Annotated in this window: 17 protein-coding genes and 1 tRNA gene; 17 read left to right on the top strand and 1 reads right to left on the bottom strand. The window is 40.8% G+C overall.

What is annotated here, in order from left to right; all coding sequences use genetic code 11:
- Positions 1-222 precede the first annotated feature (222 nt).
- A tRNA-His gene (locus MHN31_RS13005) sits at positions 223-298 on the bottom strand.
- A gap of 184 nt (positions 299-482) precedes the next feature.
- Here MHN31_RS13005 and MHN31_RS13000 point away from each other — a divergent pair.
- The 17 genes from MHN31_RS13000 to MHN31_RS12920 all read left to right on the top strand — a co-directional run bounded on the left by MHN31_RS13000 (position 483) and on the right by MHN31_RS12920 (position 18,792).
- Complete coding sequence (locus tag MHN31_RS13000; RefSeq protein WP_239444448.1) at positions 483-1,298, top strand: mechanosensitive ion channel domain-containing protein; 816 nt, start codon at positions 483-485, stop codon at positions 1,296-1,298.
- 21 nt (positions 1,299-1,319) lie between these two features.
- On the top strand, positions 1,320-2,120 hold the full coding sequence (locus MHN31_RS12995) for a DUF481 domain-containing protein (protein WP_125558939.1): 801 nt from the start codon (positions 1,320-1,322) through the stop codon (positions 2,118-2,120).
- A gap of 125 nt (positions 2,121-2,245) precedes the next feature.
- Entirely contained in the window at positions 2,246-4,864 is a 2,619-nt protein-coding gene (locus MHN31_RS12990) for an SLBB domain-containing protein (RefSeq protein ID WP_125558941.1), read from the top strand.
- A gap of 17 nt (positions 4,865-4,881) precedes the next feature.
- Positions 4,882-5,829, top strand: coding sequence for a hypothetical protein (locus tag MHN31_RS12985; RefSeq protein ID WP_194867520.1), 948 nt, complete (start codon positions 4,882-4,884; stop codon positions 5,827-5,829).
- 26 nt (positions 5,830-5,855) lie between these two features.
- Positions 5,856-6,794 carry an exopolysaccharide biosynthesis polyprenyl glycosylphosphotransferase gene (locus MHN31_RS12980; RefSeq protein ID WP_228553267.1) on the top strand — a complete coding sequence of 313 codons (939 nt, stop codon included), beginning with the start codon at positions 5,856-5,858 and terminating at the stop codon, positions 6,792-6,794.
- Positions 6,794-7,537, top strand: a complete 744-nt coding sequence (locus MHN31_RS12975; protein WP_125558947.1) for a glycosyltransferase family 2 protein — start codon at positions 6,794-6,796, stop codon at positions 7,535-7,537. Before MHN31_RS12980 ends, MHN31_RS12975 begins: the two co-directional genes overlap by 1 nt.
- A gap of 13 nt (positions 7,538-7,550) precedes the next feature.
- Complete coding sequence (locus MHN31_RS12970) at positions 7,551-8,408, top strand: glycosyltransferase family 2 protein (protein WP_239444447.1); 858 nt, start codon at positions 7,551-7,553, stop codon at positions 8,406-8,408.
- 2 nt (positions 8,409-8,410) lie between these two features.
- Positions 8,411-9,373 (top strand): EpsG family protein, encoded by a 963-nt coding sequence (locus MHN31_RS12965; RefSeq protein ID WP_239444446.1) that lies wholly within the window; start codon positions 8,411-8,413, stop codon positions 9,371-9,373.
- 52 nt (positions 9,374-9,425) lie between these two features.
- Positions 9,426-10,604 carry a glycosyltransferase family 4 protein gene (locus MHN31_RS12960; RefSeq protein WP_239444445.1) on the top strand — a complete coding sequence of 393 codons (1,179 nt, stop codon included), beginning with the start codon at positions 9,426-9,428 and terminating at the stop codon, positions 10,602-10,604.
- A 1-nt stretch (position 10,605) separates the two neighbouring features.
- The gene (locus MHN31_RS12955) at positions 10,606-11,130 is read left to right on the top strand and encodes a hypothetical protein (RefSeq protein ID WP_239444444.1); all 525 of its coding nucleotides are present in this window, start codon (positions 10,606-10,608) and stop codon (positions 11,128-11,130) included.
- 505 nt (positions 11,131-11,635) lie between these two features.
- Positions 11,636-12,694 carry a dTDP-glucose 4,6-dehydratase gene (gene rfbB, locus MHN31_RS12950; RefSeq protein WP_125558957.1) on the top strand — a complete coding sequence of 353 codons (1,059 nt, stop codon included), beginning with the start codon at positions 11,636-11,638 and terminating at the stop codon, positions 12,692-12,694.
- 12 nt (positions 12,695-12,706) lie between these two features.
- Positions 12,707-13,582, top strand: coding sequence for a glucose-1-phosphate thymidylyltransferase RfbA (gene rfbA, locus MHN31_RS12945; RefSeq protein ID WP_125558959.1), 876 nt, complete (start codon positions 12,707-12,709; stop codon positions 13,580-13,582).
- Positions 13,583-13,585: 3 nt separating this feature from the next.
- A complete protein-coding gene (locus tag MHN31_RS12940; RefSeq protein WP_239444443.1) occupies positions 13,586-15,028 on the top strand; it encodes a lipopolysaccharide biosynthesis protein in 1,443 nt (480 codons plus the stop codon).
- Between the two features lie 2 nt (positions 15,029-15,030).
- Positions 15,031-16,119, top strand: coding sequence for a DegT/DnrJ/EryC1/StrS family aminotransferase (locus MHN31_RS12935; protein ID WP_275446802.1), 1,089 nt, complete (start codon positions 15,031-15,033; stop codon positions 16,117-16,119).
- The gene (locus MHN31_RS12930) at positions 16,116-16,892 is read left to right on the top strand and encodes a formyltransferase family protein (RefSeq protein WP_194867526.1); all 777 of its coding nucleotides are present in this window, start codon (positions 16,116-16,118) and stop codon (positions 16,890-16,892) included. The genes MHN31_RS12935 and MHN31_RS12930 overlap by 4 nt, the downstream gene beginning before the upstream one ends.
- Positions 16,861-17,778, top strand: coding sequence for a pyridoxal-phosphate dependent enzyme (locus MHN31_RS12925; RefSeq protein WP_343224695.1), 918 nt, complete (start codon positions 16,861-16,863; stop codon positions 17,776-17,778). Before MHN31_RS12930 ends, MHN31_RS12925 begins: the two co-directional genes overlap by 32 nt.
- A complete protein-coding gene (locus tag MHN31_RS12920; RefSeq protein WP_125558969.1) occupies positions 17,779-18,792 on the top strand; it encodes an ATP-grasp domain-containing protein in 1,014 nt (337 codons plus the stop codon).
- The last annotated feature ends 3 nt before the right edge of the window (positions 18,793-18,795 follow it).

Genomic DNA, 18,795 nt, shown 5'->3' with positions numbered 1-18,795 from the left:
AAGTAGAAATAATCCCGTGTGTAATGCCACCGTAAGGTGGCATTTTTTATGCCTAAAAATTGACATAATCATTGATATGTAACGAAAATGTGTCTATATCTAGCATGAAGGATATAGTTATGTAAACCTGATACAAATGGACAATTGGATCTTGTGTAAGCAAAATTAATGCGAAGAGAACGTTTTTGATAAATAAAAAAGGGGATGGTAACAAGGGGGAAGTGGGGCGACTGACGAGGCTTGAACTCGCGACAACCGGAATCACAATCCGGGGCTCTACCAACTGAGCTACAGCCGCCACAAATAGATAACACCTTTGCTGGTGTGGCGCGCATAATACATAAAAACACGGGCTTTGCAAAGGGTTAAATTGAAAAAAATCTCAAAGAAGTTTGTTGAGTATCCTAATCTGTAAAGCGAATATTCATACTGGCGGAGTACACTCACCCCGCTATCTCACTCAAGTGCACACAGGAGTCACTATGGAATCAATCGTTCATTGGGTCGATGATAACTCTTCTCTTATCATTCACTATCTTTTACAGGGGCTATTAGCGCTTGTTATCTTCCTTGTAGGTATGAAACTGGCAAAGCTTGCTGCAAACCTCACAGAAAAGGCGTTTAACAAGCGTAAGGTAGACAAAGCCGTTGGCGCGTTTGTCGGCAATATCGCATACAGCATTGTGTTTGCAGCAACCTTACTTATGGCGCTTTCACAGGTTGGCATAGAGACAACCTCTTTTGTGGCCATTCTCGGTGCTGCTGGTTTGGCAATCGGCTTAGCATTGCAAGGCTCGTTGTCGAATTTCGCTTCTGGTGTTTTGATTATTATTCTCAGGCCATTTAAGTCTGGAGATTATATCGAAGCGGGTGGTAAAGGGGGCAGTGTACAGCGTATTGAGATCTTCTCTACTGAACTGAGAACACCGGATAACAAGGTTATCATCATGCCAAACTCAGCGATTATGTCGGGTGCAATCGTCAACTACTCTCGAGAGAAAACACGACGAATAGACTTGGTTATCGGGGTAAGCTATGAGGCTGATCTCAGAGAGGCAAAAAATGTGTTAAAATCCGTGCTGGACAAAGATCAGCGGATCCTGAAAGAGCCCGCTTATACGGTCGCTGTACTAGAAATGGCGGATTCAAGTGTCAATTTTGTTGTGCGCCCTTGGGTGGCGACTTCTGATTATTGGCCCACTTACTTTGACCTTGTAGAGAATATAAAATTAGCATTGGATGATGCTAATATCGAAATTCCATTCCCACAAATGGATATTCACCTTCACAAAGACTAATTAATGACAGGTTTATAGGCAATGAAATTAAAATTATTATCTCTGTGCGTATTGGCAGCGATTAGCACGAATGTTGCTGCAGAAGAAGCCCCTGCAACGAAGCCAAAACAGGAAAAAGCCTGGGATATCACCAGTGAAGTGGGGGCCATTATTACCAGTGGTAACACCGAGACCACAACACTCAAAGGTGCGCTTAAAGCCAAGCATAACCTTGAAAACTGGCGTAATGAATACAAACTGGACGGTATCTATAAGGAAGATGAAATCGAAAATGATGATGGTGAACGCATCAGCGAACGCACCAATGAGAAGTACTCTGTGTCTATGCAAGGTAACTATAAGCTGACCGAAGACCATAGCCACTTGTTTATCTATGGCTCGTACGATTCTGATTACTTTGGTGCTTATCGCAGTGAAACCGTTGTATCGGTGGGTTACGGTTTACGCCTATTGAGCCTGGACACTATGTACCTGGATGCTGAAATTGGTCCAGGTATGAAACGTTTTGAGTATCAGGACGATAGTACCGAGGTGGATGAGAATGGTAACCCGCTTGCTGGCACCACAGATAATGAAGTGATTGGTGTTGCCAAGGTAGACTTTGAGTGGCAGGTATCCGATAACGCCCGTTTCACGCAAGTGGTTGGGGTGGAGTACGGTGATACCAACACTAAAACAACGTCTGAATCAGCATTGATGACTAAAATTAACGGATCTTTGCAGATGAAGGTGGCGTACAATATTACTCATAACTCAACAGTCGACGAAGGCAAAGAAAATACCGATACGGAAACATCTTTGACCTTGGTTTACAGCTTTTAACAAAGCTTGTACTTAAATTCACAAAGAAAATACTAAAAGGGGCGAAAGTCCCTTTTTCTATTGGCGACTATTCGTGTAAAATATCGAATCTTTTTTATCTTTGTACAACTAGTAGCAGGTTTGGAATGTTCTTAAAGCGCTTTTTTGCACTAATGACACTCGTTTTTAGTTCCATTATTTTGGCATTTAACCCAACACCAGAACAAATAGCACAATTTAAGAAACTGCCAGAAGAACAGCAACAGGCGCTAGCTAAGCAATATGGTGTAGATATTTCCACACTTGGTTCTGCCACTACTTCGGGGGCAGTAAACCCGCAAACTAAAAAAGAAAACATAAATAGCATACTACCGAGAGACATCGAGCGAGAAGAGGAAGAGGTGGTTGAAGACCCCTTGAAACCTAAGGTGGAGGAACTAGAGCCGTTTGGTTATGACTTATTCTCTGGTGAGCCAACTACTTTTGCTCCAACAGAGGCAGTTTCGGCTCCTCAAGGTTATATCATTGGTGTTGGTGATGTTATTTCGGTCAACCTCTACGGTAAAGAAAGCCATTCTCATCGTGTTATTGTGGATGGTGAGGGCATGCTAAGTATTCCTGACTATTCACCCGTGAGTGTTGCTGGCCTGACCTACAGTGAATTAAAAAAATTGCTTCAAGAGAAAATAAAACGTGAGGCAATTGGTTTAAATGCTTATGTGTCGCTTGCAGAACTTCGCTCTATTCGAGTCATGGTTGTAGGCGAAGCCTATAAACCTGGTAGCTACGTGCTTTCCCCACTGTCTACGGTTACTCACGCGCTGTTTGCGAGCGGTGGTTTGAGTGATATCGCATCGTTACGTAGAGTACAGGTTAAACGTGACGGTAATGTTGCAGCTGAGCTTGATTTATATGATTTGCTTTTAAGAGGTGATAGTGCAGGCGACATCACACTGCGCGATGGAGATGTTGTTTTTGTACCATCTGTTGGCCCTCAGGTTAAAGTCGAAGGAATGGTTAGAAGAGCTGCTATTTTTGAATTAAAAAATGGTGAGTCTGCACAAGAACTTAAGCAGATGTTTGGGGGGTTTAAAGCTGAGGCTTACCTAAAGAAAGTTCAGGTTAATCGTGTTGTTGACAATGCTGTCAGCAGTGCGTTATCTGTTGATTATCGAAATGCATCTGAAACAACCTATGTGCCTCAAGGAGGCGATCATATTAAAGTGATGCCTGTCGGAGAAACGATTGTCGATTCTATTACACTGATAGGTGCCGTAACTCGACCAGGTCACTATCAGTGGAAAGACGGCATTTCGGTAGATCAGATCCTGACTAATTTAAAAACGGATTTGCTACCGCAAGCGGACTTAGAATACGCCATTATTGTTCGGGAGCGAGATCAACTCAGTAATATTGAAGTACTGCAGTTTTCAATAAACGATGTGCTCACTGGCAAAAAAGTGATGCTTCAAAAGAATGATAAGCTGTTTATCTTCAGTCGCTTCTCTTCTGCGCTTGAAGAAGAAGAGGTGCTTGTAAACTTAGCACTTACAGCAGAGCAAAAGAGCTTACAAGAGAAGGTGAAGCTTTGGCATTTGTACGAACACAGTCAATTCGAGCAAAAAGTATTATTTGGTCTTAGCCTTGACGAGAAGTCAGTTGGAATTAAAGAGCGCTACTTAGAGAAAAAAGCAGCAGGCCTGGCGCCTTTTAGCCGAGAGCAATTATTAGCCCCCATAAACTTAAAACTACAACAACAGGCGAGTGTTGGCAGTCAGGTTGCAACCTTTGAGGTACTCGGTAAAGTTAAATTCCCAGGTATCTACCCTCTGGCTGAAAATGCCACAATTGAAGATGCAATTGATGCTGCAGGCGGCTTGCTTGAGTCAGCTTATGCTGAGTACTTTGAGCTTACTCGTTACGCTGAGACAGGAGAAATATCGAACCTCCGTCTGGATTGGAACGCAGAAACGGCTGAAGAACGCTTACAAAGCCGAGACACGGTAAATATTCTGACAAAGCCAAATTGGCAAGAAAGTTATCGCGTTAGTTTGCAAGGAGAAGTTAATTTTCCTGGTACGTACAGTGTTAAACGAGGTGATACGTTACATAGTTTGATCCAAAGAGCGGGCGGCCTTACAGGCTTTGCAGAGCCCAAAGCCGCGATCTTGACTCGCGAATCGCTTAAAGAACAAGAAGAGAAACAAATAGAAACGCTGTCTGAAAACTTGCGCAAAGATCTAGCCGCCAGAAGCATGCAAAAATCAGTTTCTAGTGCTTCATTGAGTTATTCAGACATGAACAAGATAATGGCCGATCTCTCAAAAGTTGAAGCAGTTGGGCGATTAGTAATTGATTTGCCTAGAATCCTATCAAAGATGGAAGATGTTGTTTTGCAAGATGGGGATACATTGTATGTACCTGTATTGCAGGATTCTATCTCGATTATCGGAGAGGTGAATTACCCGTCAGCGCACTTATTCAGAAAAGGGATCAGTTTGGATGAATATATCGATCTCAGCGGTGGTATGAAGGATAGGGCTGAAGAAGATCAAATTTATATCATCAAAGCGAATGGTTCAGTTGTATTGCCAAGGAAGTCGAGCTGGTTCGCAGTTGAAGATCATCAGGGTGGGCTAGAAGCCGGAGACACCATTGTAGTGCCTATGGACTCCTCACATATGGACAACTTTACTCTCTGGAGCACGGCAACCCAAATCGCCTACCAGTTAGGTATCGCACTTGCCGCTATTACTAGTCTTTGATGCAAAGGTATTTCAATATGCAGGACAATAATATCACCGCGAAAAGTTACCTCGATGAAGAGGTCGATTTTATAGACTTGATATATTTCATACTGTCTAAGTGGCAAATCATTCTATGTGTATCTGTGGTTGCGTTTGTTGCAACCTATTTGGGGGTCTCTCAGTTACCAAACGAATACAAAAGTGAAGTTCTGGTGTCACCTGTATCATCTGCTAAGTCTTCTCCGAGTAACAGTGCAATTGGCGGTTTAGCTGCTTTGTCAGGGATTAACTTGGGTGGGGGAGATGATAAGACACAGTTGGCTCTTGCTACGTTAGAAAGTAGGAAGTTCATTGTTGACTTTATTAACGAGCATAATTTAAAGCCGGCATTTTGGGCTGCAACAGGTTGGGATCAAAGCAATAATGAACTGACTTATGATGATGAACTCTATGATAATGACAGCAAAAGCTGGAAAGAAAGTGAAGATGGGCTAAGCTTCGAGCCAAGTGATTTACAAGTCTATGCAGTCTTTTTAAAGGATTTTTTCACTATAACTCAAGATAAAGATTCGAGCTTTGTGACAATTACCTTGACGCATTATTCTCCGCTTTTCGCTAAAGAAACATTGGATAAGCTGGTTGACTATGTAAATCAATATTTCAAATACAAAGAAATAAACGATGCGGAAAAGAGCATAAGCTATTATCAAAATCGAATCGAAACCCAAGCTCTCGAGTCGTTGAATCAAGTGCTTTATAAGTTAATCGAAGAAGAAGAGAAGAAGAAAATGATGGCTACAACAAGAGAAGAGGCGATGTTTGAAGTAGTTGATCCGCCTTTTATTGCTGAGTATCCATTTTTTCCCAGAAAAGGCCTTTTTTCAGTGCTGGCTGCTGTGGCTGCGCTCTTTCTAACATCTTTAGTACTAATGCTTAGATATATACTTATAACTTTGTCTAACCAGCGTAGCTGTCAGAAATAGTTTAGTGTAGGTAGGAGTTATATATCTTGAAGAAATTACCGTTCAGATCTACGGCATTTAAAGCTCGTAACCAAGGCACTGTCTACCTATATAGCCCGGAAGATCGGATTGAGGTACTCAGCAAACTATTAGAAGGCTGCGGATTTAAAGTGGTATTTAATGATTATACCGTTACCTCATTCGAGAATAAGGTGCTATGTCATTATGAGTCTAGCCGCTTGGAAGCTAAGCAAAACCTGTTTCTTGTAGAAGCGACTGAGTATGGTGCTTGGGTAGAACCTTTGGTGAGCTATTTAGATGAAAGAAATGGTTATACTGAAGTAGATTTATTGCATAGCAGCTATTTTTTGCACCAAAAATCATTCACTATTCTGTCGTCTAAACGGACGCAAGTTGTAAAGCGCACTTTAGACATACTGTTTTCGTTTTTCTTGCTTGTCTTGACTATCCCTATTGCGATGATTACGGCAATATTGATTAAGTTGGAGAGCCGTGGTCCGGTACTTTATAAACAACAAAGGACTGGACAGTATAACCAAGAGTTTCACGTAATAAAGTTCAGGTCTATGCGTCAGGATGCTGAAAGTAATGGCGCACAATGGGCATCAAAGTATGACTCGAGAGTTACTCGCGTGGGTAAATTCATTCGTAGGACCAGAATTGACGAGCTTCCTCAGCTTATAAACGTGTTGAAAGGAGAGATGTCTTTGGTCGGCCCTCGTCCAGAACGAGAAGTATTCATTAAAGAATTGGAAAAGAGGATCCCCTACTACCGTTTTCGCCATGCGGTAAAGCCAGGTGTAACTGGGTTAGCGCAGACGTCTTATCGTTATGGTGAGTCGGTGGAAGACGCTGTGTGGAAGCATAAATATGATATCCATTATATCAAACATCATCGAACTCTGACCGATCTGAAAATTTTATTAAAAACGGTGAAAGTTGTCATTTTTGGTATGGGCCAGTAATGACTCCTTTAGTATCTATTATAATGCCGAGCTATAATGCTGAAAAATTCATAGATGAGGCGATAAATTCAGTTTTAAATCAGTCTTATGAGTATTGGGAATTATTGATTACCGATGATAACTCACAAGACGGTACGCAGAGTATTCTTGAAAATTATGCTTCTCAAGATCCGCGTATCAAAGTGCAAATCCAAACAGAGAATCAGGGCGCGGGAGTCGCGAGAAATAATGCCATCTCTCGAGCTAAAGGTGATTTTATTGCGTTTCTAGATTCGGATGATATGTGGCACCCCGATAAGTTAAAAATTCAGCTGAACTATATGCTTGAGCATAAGGTTGATTTTACTTATACGGCCTATCAAAAGGTAACGCATGGCAAACTGGCTGGCACGGTTGTGCCTGTTGAATCTGTAACACGCTCTGAGCTGTTAAAAAGTAATGTAATTGGTTGCTTAACGGCGGTGTACAATGCAAAACGTTTAGGCAAGTTCTATATGCCTAAGATACGCAAACGCCAGGACATGGCATTGTGGTTGAAGATATTAGAAAAAACGCCTAAAGCGCATTGTATAACTCAAGTACTGGCATTTTATCGTACCGATGTTGGCATGAGTCAGAATAAGGTGGAAATATTGAAATGGCAATGGCGTTTGTATCGCAACGAGGTTAACTTGGGCTTATTAAAATCCTGCTACTATTTCCTCCATTATGCCATCAAAGGCTTTGCAAAAAGTCGCAAATAGGTTGTCTTCTACAATGCAGCTAATCTCTGTCATTATTCCATTTTATTCAAAGAATAGCGGGCTACTAATCAAATCCGTTAGAAGTGCGCTGAATCAATCTTACACACATCTTGAAGTCATTGTTGTTGATGATTGCTCACCATGTAAAGCGGAAGATGAGCTTTCCTCATTGCATGATCCAAGGCTTAGGGTAATCCGACATGCAACGAACTCTAATGGCGCCACCGCGAGAAATACCGGCGTGGAAGCAGCGTCTGGAAGTGTCATTGCATTTCTAGACTACGATGACGAGTGGTATCCTGAAAAATTAAATAAGCAGTTGAGCTTGCTAAACGAGAAAGGCTTAAACCACGTTATCTATAGCCGGTGTAAAATTATTGAGCCATCGGGCAGAACATTCACTAGACCACGACGTGCCATCTCCCAACATGAAAGGGTTGGTGATTATCTATTTGTTGCATGTGAGATAATTCAAACGAGTGGCATAATGTTATCTGCTAGTTTAGCTCAGCGTGTTCAGTTTGATGATCTAAAGCGTCATCAGGATTATCAATACTGTTTGGCTTTGGAACAGGTTGGAGCAACTTTTACATTACTTGATGAAGTTGTATATGATTTTGTTCAGATCCCCAAGCTAAACGACTATTTGTTCTCTGCTATGTGGTTAGATAATTACTCATCATACTTGTCAGATGAAGCAACCAAAGGTTTTAAGAAAATAGTTATATTACGAACAATAATAGCGCACAAAAAGTATGTTGAAGCATTGCTCTATTCTGTGAAAAACAATATAACTACAAGCTTTTTTTCCATTTTTTTAAAGAAAGTGGTTAAAGGTGCGTTACCTAGTGTTATTTTGGAAAAGCTTTAAAAATGCGCGTCAGTAGATTTGTCAAAGTGGAAAGTATAATCAGCCTTTTCGTCGGGTTGATTGGTGTTTCATGTGTATTTGCCTTGATGAACTATGATAGAGCACTAAATGTAGACTACAAAAATTACGAAAGTAATTATAATAATGATTGGCATCAATTTGAGCTAGGTTTTGAGTTTTTGGCTGACTTCTTTCAGTTCTTTTCTTTGAGCTTTGAAACCTTCTTTATGTCAGTCCTTTTTTTAATAGCAATATTGCTGTTTTTTCTTTATAGAAAACCCGCGATTATGCTCTTTGCATTGCCTAATTTGATATTATCTTCTCAGGGTTTTATTGGTACGCAGCTTCGATACTCATTAGCTTGTATTATCTTTGTGATTGTTTTTAGGAAATTTCACAATAGTAGGCTCATATATATTTTAGCACCTATCACTAGCGTTTTTCATTTTGGAGTGATACTTGGTGCTATTTTTGCAATCTATCAAAAACTTTTTTTTGGCGTCTCGAATGGATTGAAGTCTAAAAAGAATGTGTTTTTTAGTTTGGCTTTTGTACTAGGTTTAATATTGCTAAAGTTGGTTATAGAGTATCTTTTAGTGAGCTTTGGCTATTCTTATTATGTGGGTACAAAGTACAATGTCGGACGCTCTCTGGCGGGTACTCTGTACTTGATAATCGCACTTTTTTTTATTGTTCTTTTACTAGTAAGTAAGGTAAAGATAGTATATCCAGAACTTGTCTTCCTTTCCTTTTTTGTTGTGATTTTTAGTATTGTGATTAGCGATTTCACTGTGATATCTGGACGATACTATAAACTTTATTTGTTGTTAGAGCCTTTCTTGTTGTATGCGTTTTACAAACAAGTAGGGCGTTATTATAAAGGTGTGCCATTTTGGCTACTTTTCTTAGTATTGTCTCTCTCTAAGTTAAGTACATTAAACTTAACCTTTAGTCTAAATTTCTAGCCGTGCTAAGGGTTATACACCTTTATTTCCATATTGAGTAAGTGGGTTTTTTATGAAAATTGTAGCTTTTGTAGGTGAAACTTTCGAGTATTATGATGGCTATTGTTATACAAAGCCAACATCGGCGGCATTTTTGCAAGATCTTGTTGGTAAAGACAATGTTTATGTCTGTTCACCTATGAAGGAAGTTACTGAGCAACCGACTACATTTAGTACCAAGGTGGCGCATTCTCACTTCTACCCTTCGCCAGCATATAAATCCACAAAAGACTTCACACTGAAATCAATTACTAAAGCTGGGTACTTAAAAGCGTTCCAGCAAAGTGCAGATAAAGTGATTGCGGAGCACCCTGGTGCGTATTTTTGGATCCGAACTCCTTCGATGGGGAGTATTGTCTTTGGTCTGCAAGCGCTTAAAGCCGGTGAAAAAGTTATCCATCATATGTGCGCCGATGCTTCTAATACATGGCGTGGTAAAAAGTATAAAGGAATAGAGAAGCTGCTCGGCTTTCTATTATCAAGGCTCATTCGTTGGCAGCTAAGAAAGATTTGTAAACACGAAAACACCATTAATTTGTGCACAGGTGACGTGCTTGAGGACTTTAGCCGTACGTACTCCCCTAGTAATACTCACCAATTTGTGGATGTTATGGTGAAACAGCCAGAATTGATAAATGCACCATCGCCGTCTAATCAGGAAAGGCTTAATTTACTTTTTGTTGGACGTATTGTCGAAGATAAAGGGGTTTTTGATTTACTGGAGGTTGTTTACCGCCTAAAAGGTAAAGTAGCGGCAACGATAGTTGGTGGTGGGCCGGAGCTTGAGTCAGCGCAACGGATGTCTAGTAAGCTGGGTCTGGAAAATCAAGTAAGGTTCATGGGTCAGCTTAAACACTCGGAGCTTTCGAAACTATACGATGCTTCGGATGTCGTGGTTGTGCCTTCAAATAATCATTACGAGGGTTTTCCGAGAGTTATAATGGAAGGGTGGTCTCATCACAAACCGGTCATTGTATCCAACGTTGGTGGTGTTAAGGCGTTTGTAAAAGATGGTGAAAATGGATTGATTTTTACACCAGGTTCCAGAGATGAACTTTATAGCAAGCTCGAAAACTTATTATCTGATGATGCACTATTGAATAAGCTAACAAGTGGTGCAAAAAGTATGTCTGAAATATCCCTCCAGAATTACTGGTTACAGCAATTGAATAGTATTTTAGAGGTGAGGTAGTATGAAGCACAAGGGGTTGCTGTTATATACTTGGTTCATTCGTTTGTTTTTAGGGTGGTTACCAGATATTCCTTTCATCATGAGATTTCGGGGAGCATTATATAGTTTAGGGATGCCGGCGTGTGGCAAAAATTTTCAGGTTTCTTCCAATGCGATAATTAGAAATCTTGAAAACTGCTATTTTGGTGATAATGTTTATTTGGCGCCCTTCGTCGTTGTAAACGCCATAGATAGAGTAACCTTAAATAATGGTGTTATGATAGGCTTTAGTAGTGTATTAGTTTCCGGGAATCATACACTGCAACATGGCTCATTTAGATATGGTAAATCGGATACCAAGCCAATTTCTGTGCTTGAGGGAGCTTGGGTCGGAGCAAACTGCACACTAACCGCGGGGTCCGTATTACCACAATCATCTTTACTTGCAGCTAATTCTGCTCTGACTAAAGAGATGACAGAAGATAATTATATCTATGGTGGAGTTCCTGCTAAGCCTATTACGGCTATAAAAAGTAGCTCTACATAATATTTTAGTCTTTATGAAAAGCGGAATTGTCACTTTTTAAGCTAGGATTATCTGAGATAATCAATAGGATGCTTTATTGACTTGGATTCCGTGTTGTTATAGGTTTTTCTAACCTAAAAAAGCTTGTTGTAATTGTACTTACGATTACTTTGAGCTAGCCTTGGCGGACCAGTTTTTCACTTCAACCTGTGTTTTGGTTTGCCTAAATAAGAATTGGTGTATCAATTCCCTTTTTATGGAAACGCCTTACGAATTCTGCGATTTATTAGTTGAATATGCAGCTTTAGATTGGCTCGAAAAGCTTAACGGGTAGCATGTACTGCTATTTTTTATTACCAGCAGTTTTTTATGTCGTTTCCGTAGTATGGTAAAAATCACTTTGATTTTACGATATTAAACAAACTGTTAGCGGTATTTTGGCTATTATTTCAAGCATTTTTCATTGCGAGGGTGACATTGAAAAAGGTATAATTCCCTTTTAGTTTTTTTGGCACGAGGTAAAAGCATGAAGCTACTTGTCACGGGGGGAGCTGGGTTCATTGGTTCAGCGGTCGTTAGGCACATAATCAATGAGACAACAGATTCAGTAGTGGTACTAGATAAGCTGACATATGCAGGAAACCTTGAGTCACTCGCTGATGTCTCTTCAAGTGAACGTTATAGCTTTGAACTGGTTGATATTTGTGATAAAAATGAGCTTGACCGTGTGTTTGCTCAACATCAACCTGACGCAATAATGCACCTCGCTGCAGAAAGCCATGTCGATCGCTCGATAGATGGTCCCAAAGAGTTTATCGAGACAAATATCATTGGCACGTATCAATTGCTTGAAGCTGCCAGACTCTATTATCAAGCATTGAGTGATGACAAAAAGTCAGAATTTCGCTTCCATCATATTTCAACTGACGAAGTGTATGGCGACCTGGAAGGCCCAGAAGACCTATTTACAGAAGAAACACCTTATGCGCCAAGCTCGCCTTATTCCGCATCAAAAGCATCCAGCGATCATTTAGTGCGTGCCTGGCATCGTACTTTTGCTTTACCCACAATTGTAACTAATTGCTCGAACAACTATGGGCCTTATCACTTTCCTGAAAAGTTAATTCCGTTAATGATACTGAATGCGCTAGAAGGCAAGTCTTTACCTGTGTATGGCAATGGGTTGCAGGTACGTGATTGGTTATATGTTGAGGACCATGCCCGAGCATTATATAAAGTGGTTACAGAAGGGCACGTAGGTGAGACGTACAACATTGGCGGTCACAATGAGAAAGCCAATATCGATGTTGTGAGAACTATCTGTGCGTTACTTGAAGAGTTGGTGCCCACTAAGCCTGATGGTGTTGCACATTATTCAGATTTGATTACCTATGTTAAAGATCGCCCAGGCCATGATGTACGCTATGCTATTGATGCGAGCAAAATTGCAGATGAGCTTGGTTGGGTACCTCAGGAAACTTTTGAATCGGGTATTCGAAAAACGGTTATGTGGTATTTGAACAACCAAGCGTGGTGGACCCGTGTCCTCGATGGCTCTTATTCACGAGAGCGCTTGGGAGTATAATTAGAGTAAGTTATGAAAGGTATTATACTAGCCGGTGGTTCCGGTACCCGTCTTTATCCTATTACCATGGGTGTTTCTAAACAGCTCCTGCCTGTCTATGACAAGCCTATGATTTATTATCCGTTGTCAGTTTTGATGCTGGCTGGTATCAAAGATATTCTGTTGATCACGACACTTGAAGACCAGAGTAGTTTCCAGCGCCTGCTTGGTGATGGCACACAGTTTGGTATCAACCTGGAGTATGCTGTTCAGCCTTCACCAGATGGTCTTGCCCAAGCGTTTATTATAGGTGAATCTTTCATTGGTGAGGACGATGTTTGTCTGGTCCTTGGGGATAATATTTTCTATGGTCAGGATTTTACACCCAAGTTAAAAAACGCTGTAGCGAAAGCCAGGAATGGTGAGGGGGCAACTGTATTTGGCTACCAGGTCCACGATCCTGAGCGTTTTGGGGTGGTTGAGTTCGATGAAAATAAAAAAGCGATCTCAATAGAAGAAAAGCCCGAAAAGCCTAAAAGCAACTTTGCCGTAACAGGGCTGTACTTTTATGATAATCAGGTTGTAGAACTCGCGAAGCAGGTTAAACCGTCACATCGTGGGGAGTTAGAAATTACCTGCTTGAACGAGCTATATTTGAAGCGCAATAAACTGAATGTTCAGTTACTTGGCCGTGGCTACGCCTGGTTAGATACTGGTACGCATGAAAGTCTCCTTGAAGCGGCGCACTTTGTGGAGACGATCGAGAAACGGCAAGGATATAAAATTGCATGCTTGGAAGAGATCGCCTTTAACAAGCAGTGGTTAAGTAGAGAAGAAATCGCCGCAAAAGCTAAGTTGCTGTCAAAGAATGGCTATGGCCAATACTTGTCTGATTTGCTTAAAGCCTGATTTATGTCGGAGTTACAATCTCAGGCGGCTTCAGGTATTAAGTGGAGCGCAATAGAGCGACTTATTACTCAGCTTGTACAACTGCTTATTATGCTTGTCCTGGCGCGCCAGTTGGGTCCCCAAGCGTTTGGTTTGGTAGGCATGCTGGCTGTGTTTCTGGCAATTAGCCAGGTATTTGTTGAGAGCGGCATGGGTGCCGCTCTTATTCGAAAATTAGATCGTACTGAACAAGACTTTACGACCGCTTTTTATTTCAACATCGCCGTTGGTGTGTTGTGTTATCTTTTACTATACATTTGTGCGCCTTTTATTGCTGACTTTTATCAGCAGCCCCAACTCACCAACCTGCTTCGCTGGCTCGCACTTGTTGTTATTATTCATGCCTTTTCATTGGTGCCAAAAACGATGCTCACCATTGATATGGATTTCAAAAAGTTGGCGGTTGCTTCTTTTGGTGCTGTTACGATAAGTAGTGGCGTTGCGTTGGTGTGTGCATATCAGGGGGTCGGAGTGTGGTCGCTTGTCGCTCAATCTCTCAGCTATGCGTTTAGCCATATCGTGATTCTCAACATTGTCAGACCCTGGACGCCGAAAAGAAGGTGCTCCAAAGATTCATTCAATTATTTGTTTGGCTTTGGATCTAAATTGATGTTGGCGGGGCTACTAAATGGTATTTACCAAAATATATACCAAATCATTATAGGTAAGTACTATAGTGCGGTGCAAGTGGGATATTTTACACAAGCTAATCAATTAGTAAAAACACCAGCTATGACTATGACGACGGTAATTCAGCGGGTAACTTATCCTATGCTAAGTCGGATTCAGGACGATATAGAGCGCTTGAAGGCCGCTTATTTAATAACACTTCAACTTGCTGCGTTAGTTGTATTCCCATTGTTGATAGGGTTAGCTGTTGTTGCCGATCCTCTAATACCTTTAATGCTGGGAGAAGTCTGGCGACCGGCAGCTGAACTGGTTCCGTTTATCTGCTTGGCGCTTACCTTATACCCGATCCATGCAATTAATCTCAACATGTTACAGGTTAAAGGGCGAGCTGACCTGTTTTTGAAGCTCGAGGTTGTTAAAAAAGGCATCACAACCGTTATATTGATTTGTACAGTGCCGCTGGGCTTGAAGGCGATATGCATAGGTATGGTTGTTCAGTCTTGTATCGCATTTTTTATCAATTCTTACTACAATGGTAAGCTAAACGGCTTATCCGTTATGGACCAACTCAGAACACTACTCTTAATCTTTTTAATGAGTAGTTTTGCCTGCGGTGTCGCTTGGTATGTGTCTACCTTGATTTCAGAACTTGATTGGGTAAGAGTAGTATTTACAATGCTCTTAGCTACTTTCATATACATAGTAAGTGTTCGCTACCTTCAACCTCGATTATATAGCTATATTGTTAAAAGCTTTTTCGCAAAGAAAGAAAATTGATCATGGATAAAATTACCGTAACTTCACCGCTTCTGCCTCCTCTGGAGGAACTGACACCTTACTTAGAAGATATTTGGCAGCGTAAATGGCTGACAAACAGTGGTCATTATCATCAGGAGTTGGAAGCTGCATTATGTGAGTACCTGAATGTGCCTTATGTTAGCCTGTTTTCAAATGGGACTCTGGCACTTATCACAGCGTTACAATCTTTAGGGTTGAAAGGTGAAGTAATTACTACCCCATACACTTTTGTGGCAACGGCACACGCCATTAATTGGAATGGACTCACACCAGTTTTTGTTGATATAGATCCCGATACATATAATTTGGACGCAGGTCATATCGAAGCTGCTATCACAGAGCGCACATGTGCAATTGTGCCTGTTCATGTCTACGGTATGCCATGTAACAATGAAGCCATCGAAGCCCTTGCTCAAAAGCATAATCTTAAGGTGATTTACGACTCAGCGCATGCATTTGGTGTAACTGAGAATGGGCAGTCGGTATTAAACTACGGTGATTTATCTATATTAAGTTTCCATGCAACGAAGGCATATTCCACAATTGAGGGTGGTGCTGTGGTATGCAAGACTCTGGAGCAAAAAGAGCAGCTGGATAAACTCAAGAACTTTGGGTTTGAATCGGAAAGTGTAATTAGTCAATGCGGTATCAATGCAAAGTTAAATGAAGTGCAGGCGGCATTTGGCCTTGTAACGCTGAAGCATATTGATGACGCAATAGAGAGACGAAAGGGGGTTGCGTCTTTCTACTATGAAAAACTAGGCTCCGTTGAGGGCATTAAGTTATTGACGCCTGAAGACAATATCTCATGGAATTATTCGTATTTTCCTATATTCATTGACGAAACAGCGTTTGGAAAAAGTAGAGATGAGCTGTTTTCTTTGCTCAAGGAAAATAACATTCTAGCTAGAAAGTACTTTTATCCACTGGTAACTGATTTTGAATTATATCATTCATCAGAACAAGAGTTTCCTTGTGCAAAAAAAGTATCCGAGCAAGTACTTTGTTTACCAATCCATGCTGATTTATCCACCGAAGATATGGAACTCATTGTGGGGTTAATTCTATGAAGAAGGTTGTGATATTTGGGGATTTGCCAATCGCGACTAAGGTTGCGAAGTTTATTTCACAACACGATGGTTGCGAAATTTCAGCAGTCGTTATTGGTAATGAGAATCCGACAAACAACGACCCGTGGGATGATGAGCTTCTGCTTGAATACGCAAGAGCTAAATCCATACCTATTCTATCTCTCGATGAACTGAAGAAAACAGAACAAAGTTTTGACCTGGGAATCAGTTGTCGGTTTTCTAAAATAATTAAAAAAGAAATTATCGATAGATTCGGCGTAGGCATTGTTAACTTTCATGGTGGGCTCTTACCTGAGTTTGGTGGGCTTTACAGTACTGTGCATACAATTATATCTGGTAGCAATATTGGTGGTGGTACGCTGCACTGGATAGATGAAGGGATAGACACTGGTAATATTCTAAAGAGATGCGAGTTTAAGGTACAAAACAGTGATACAGGTTACGATCTCTTTGTTAAAACGCAAGTTGCCCTACTCGAAGGTTTTATAGAAATATTTGAAAGTATTTTGAATGGTACTGCAATAGAGACGCCACTTAGCGAACTTACAGAGAAAGGGTATGTGTCTAGGTACTACAATAAAGATAGCCTTAATGGGTTGAGATATATCAACCTGGAAAAGATAGACTCTGATGCCTCCTTGAGAATTATCAAAGCGTTCACTTTTAAGGATTATCCCTCTGCCTATACTAAAATTGGAAATAGTAAAATAAAGTTATCATATGAGAAAACCGATGACCCCGTTAGTCTATAGCCCAATGGCTTCCCGTAAACTGGGTGTTAATGTTTACCTGAAACGCGACGATTTATACCCTATCTCGGGTGGTGGTAACAAAGGTCGAAAGGCAGAGTATATCCTCTCCAAGTGTCTAAGCGATGGTTGCAACGCTGTAGTCACTTGTGGAGGGCTGCAATCAAACCATGTGAGAGCAACAGCTATAAAGTGCCGAGAATTGGGTATTGAGTGCACAATAGTCATTCACAGCTCCCCAGTTTCTCGATCGACAGGTAACCTCAAGTTGTTGGAGTTATTAGGCGTAAACGTCGTATATTGTGAAATGTCTGATGTATCCGATGTCATGGATAGAGAAATGGATCGCTTTAAATCAAACGGGTTAACTCCATTCTATATTTGGGGAGGAGGGCATTCATACGAAGGTACCTTAGCCTTCTTTGATGCTGTCAAAGAAGTTGAATGTCAATCCGATGTAGACTTCGACTCTGTTTTTGTTGCAAGTGGAACTGGTGCTACCCAAGCCGGTTTGCATTGTGGGTTTAAATCCTTTTTCCCTAAAACCAAAGTATATGGCATTAGCGTTGCCAGAGAACAAGCGCGAGGCACAGAGGCTGTGCGGCAATCTGTTGAGGAATTCATAGAAAAGTATGGTTTAGATAAAGCCTACTCAAATGATATTTTCTTTACAGATCGATATCACTTCGGTGGTTATGAAAAAAGTTCTGAATTATTAACGTCTAAAGTTATAGAGGTTGCTAGAAGCACAGGCATTGTTCTCGATCCAACCTATACCGGGAAAGCCTGGTTTGGTATGGAAGATATGATTAAATCAGGAAACTATACGAGCCAAAGTAATGTTTTATTTTGGCATACAGGTGGACTATTAAACTTGATGGCTTGTTAAATGAATATATTATTGACTTCGGTTGGGCGCAGAACATACCTTGTTGAATACTTTAAGGAGGTTCTCTCTTCATTAGGGGGAGTTGTACATGCCTCAAATAGCATTGATACATATGCAATTCGGCAAGCTGATAGATTTACGATTACGCCTAATATATACAGTGAAGACTATATCGACTATTTGATTGATTACTGTAAAGAAAATGAAATCGATATGCTTATATCCCTTTTTGATATAGATCTTCCTGTTTTAGCAAAGAATAAGTCGAAGTTTGCTAATAATGGTATTCAGGTTGTTGTGTCAGATCAGCATGTGATTGATACCTGTAATGATAAGTGGAAAACATATGAGTTTTTGACACAGAATGATATTATTACACCGAAAACCTTTCTTAATCTTGAAACTGCATTATCCGCGCTAGATGAGAAAAGCTTGAATTTCCCCCTTATCGTTAAGCCTCGTTGGGGGATGGGGTCAATAGGAATATATAAGGCAGAAAACCGTGAAGAGTTAGCTGTTTTTTATAAAAAAGTATTGAATGATATTAAAAATTCTTACTTGAAATTTGAATCTCAGGCTGCTTTGGAAGAGTCAGTTTTAATCCAGCAAGCTATTTTGGGAGATGAATATGGGGTTGAGGCGATTAACGACCTATCTGCTAATTTTGTCACTAGTTTCGTTAAACACAAAATAGCAATGAGAGCTGGAGAAACGGATCAAGCCGTCACGCTTGACAACCCGCACCTCGCTGAAATTGGCCAACGTATCGCTGAAAAACTAGCTCATATTGCAGTCCTTGACATCGATTTTCTCGAGCAGGATGGGCATTTTTATGTGCTCGAGTTAAATGCTCGGTTCGGTGGTCAGTATCCTTTCTCACATTTAGCGGGTGCCAATATTCCTAAGCAAATAATTGAGTGGGCTATGGGCAAGGGCACTTCAAGCACGAATATCACGGTCATACCAAATGTTCGTGCTGGGAAAGAGCTCGTTCCGGTTATAATCAGCAAATAAACA

This window comes from Pseudoalteromonas sp. McH1-42, assembly GCF_022347845.1.
Lineage (GTDB): Bacteria > Pseudomonadota > Gammaproteobacteria > Enterobacterales > Alteromonadaceae > Pseudoalteromonas > Pseudoalteromonas rubra_D.
The sequence above is the reverse complement of the archived record's forward strand: the minus strand, read 5'-3'. Positions and strand labels throughout refer to the sequence as shown.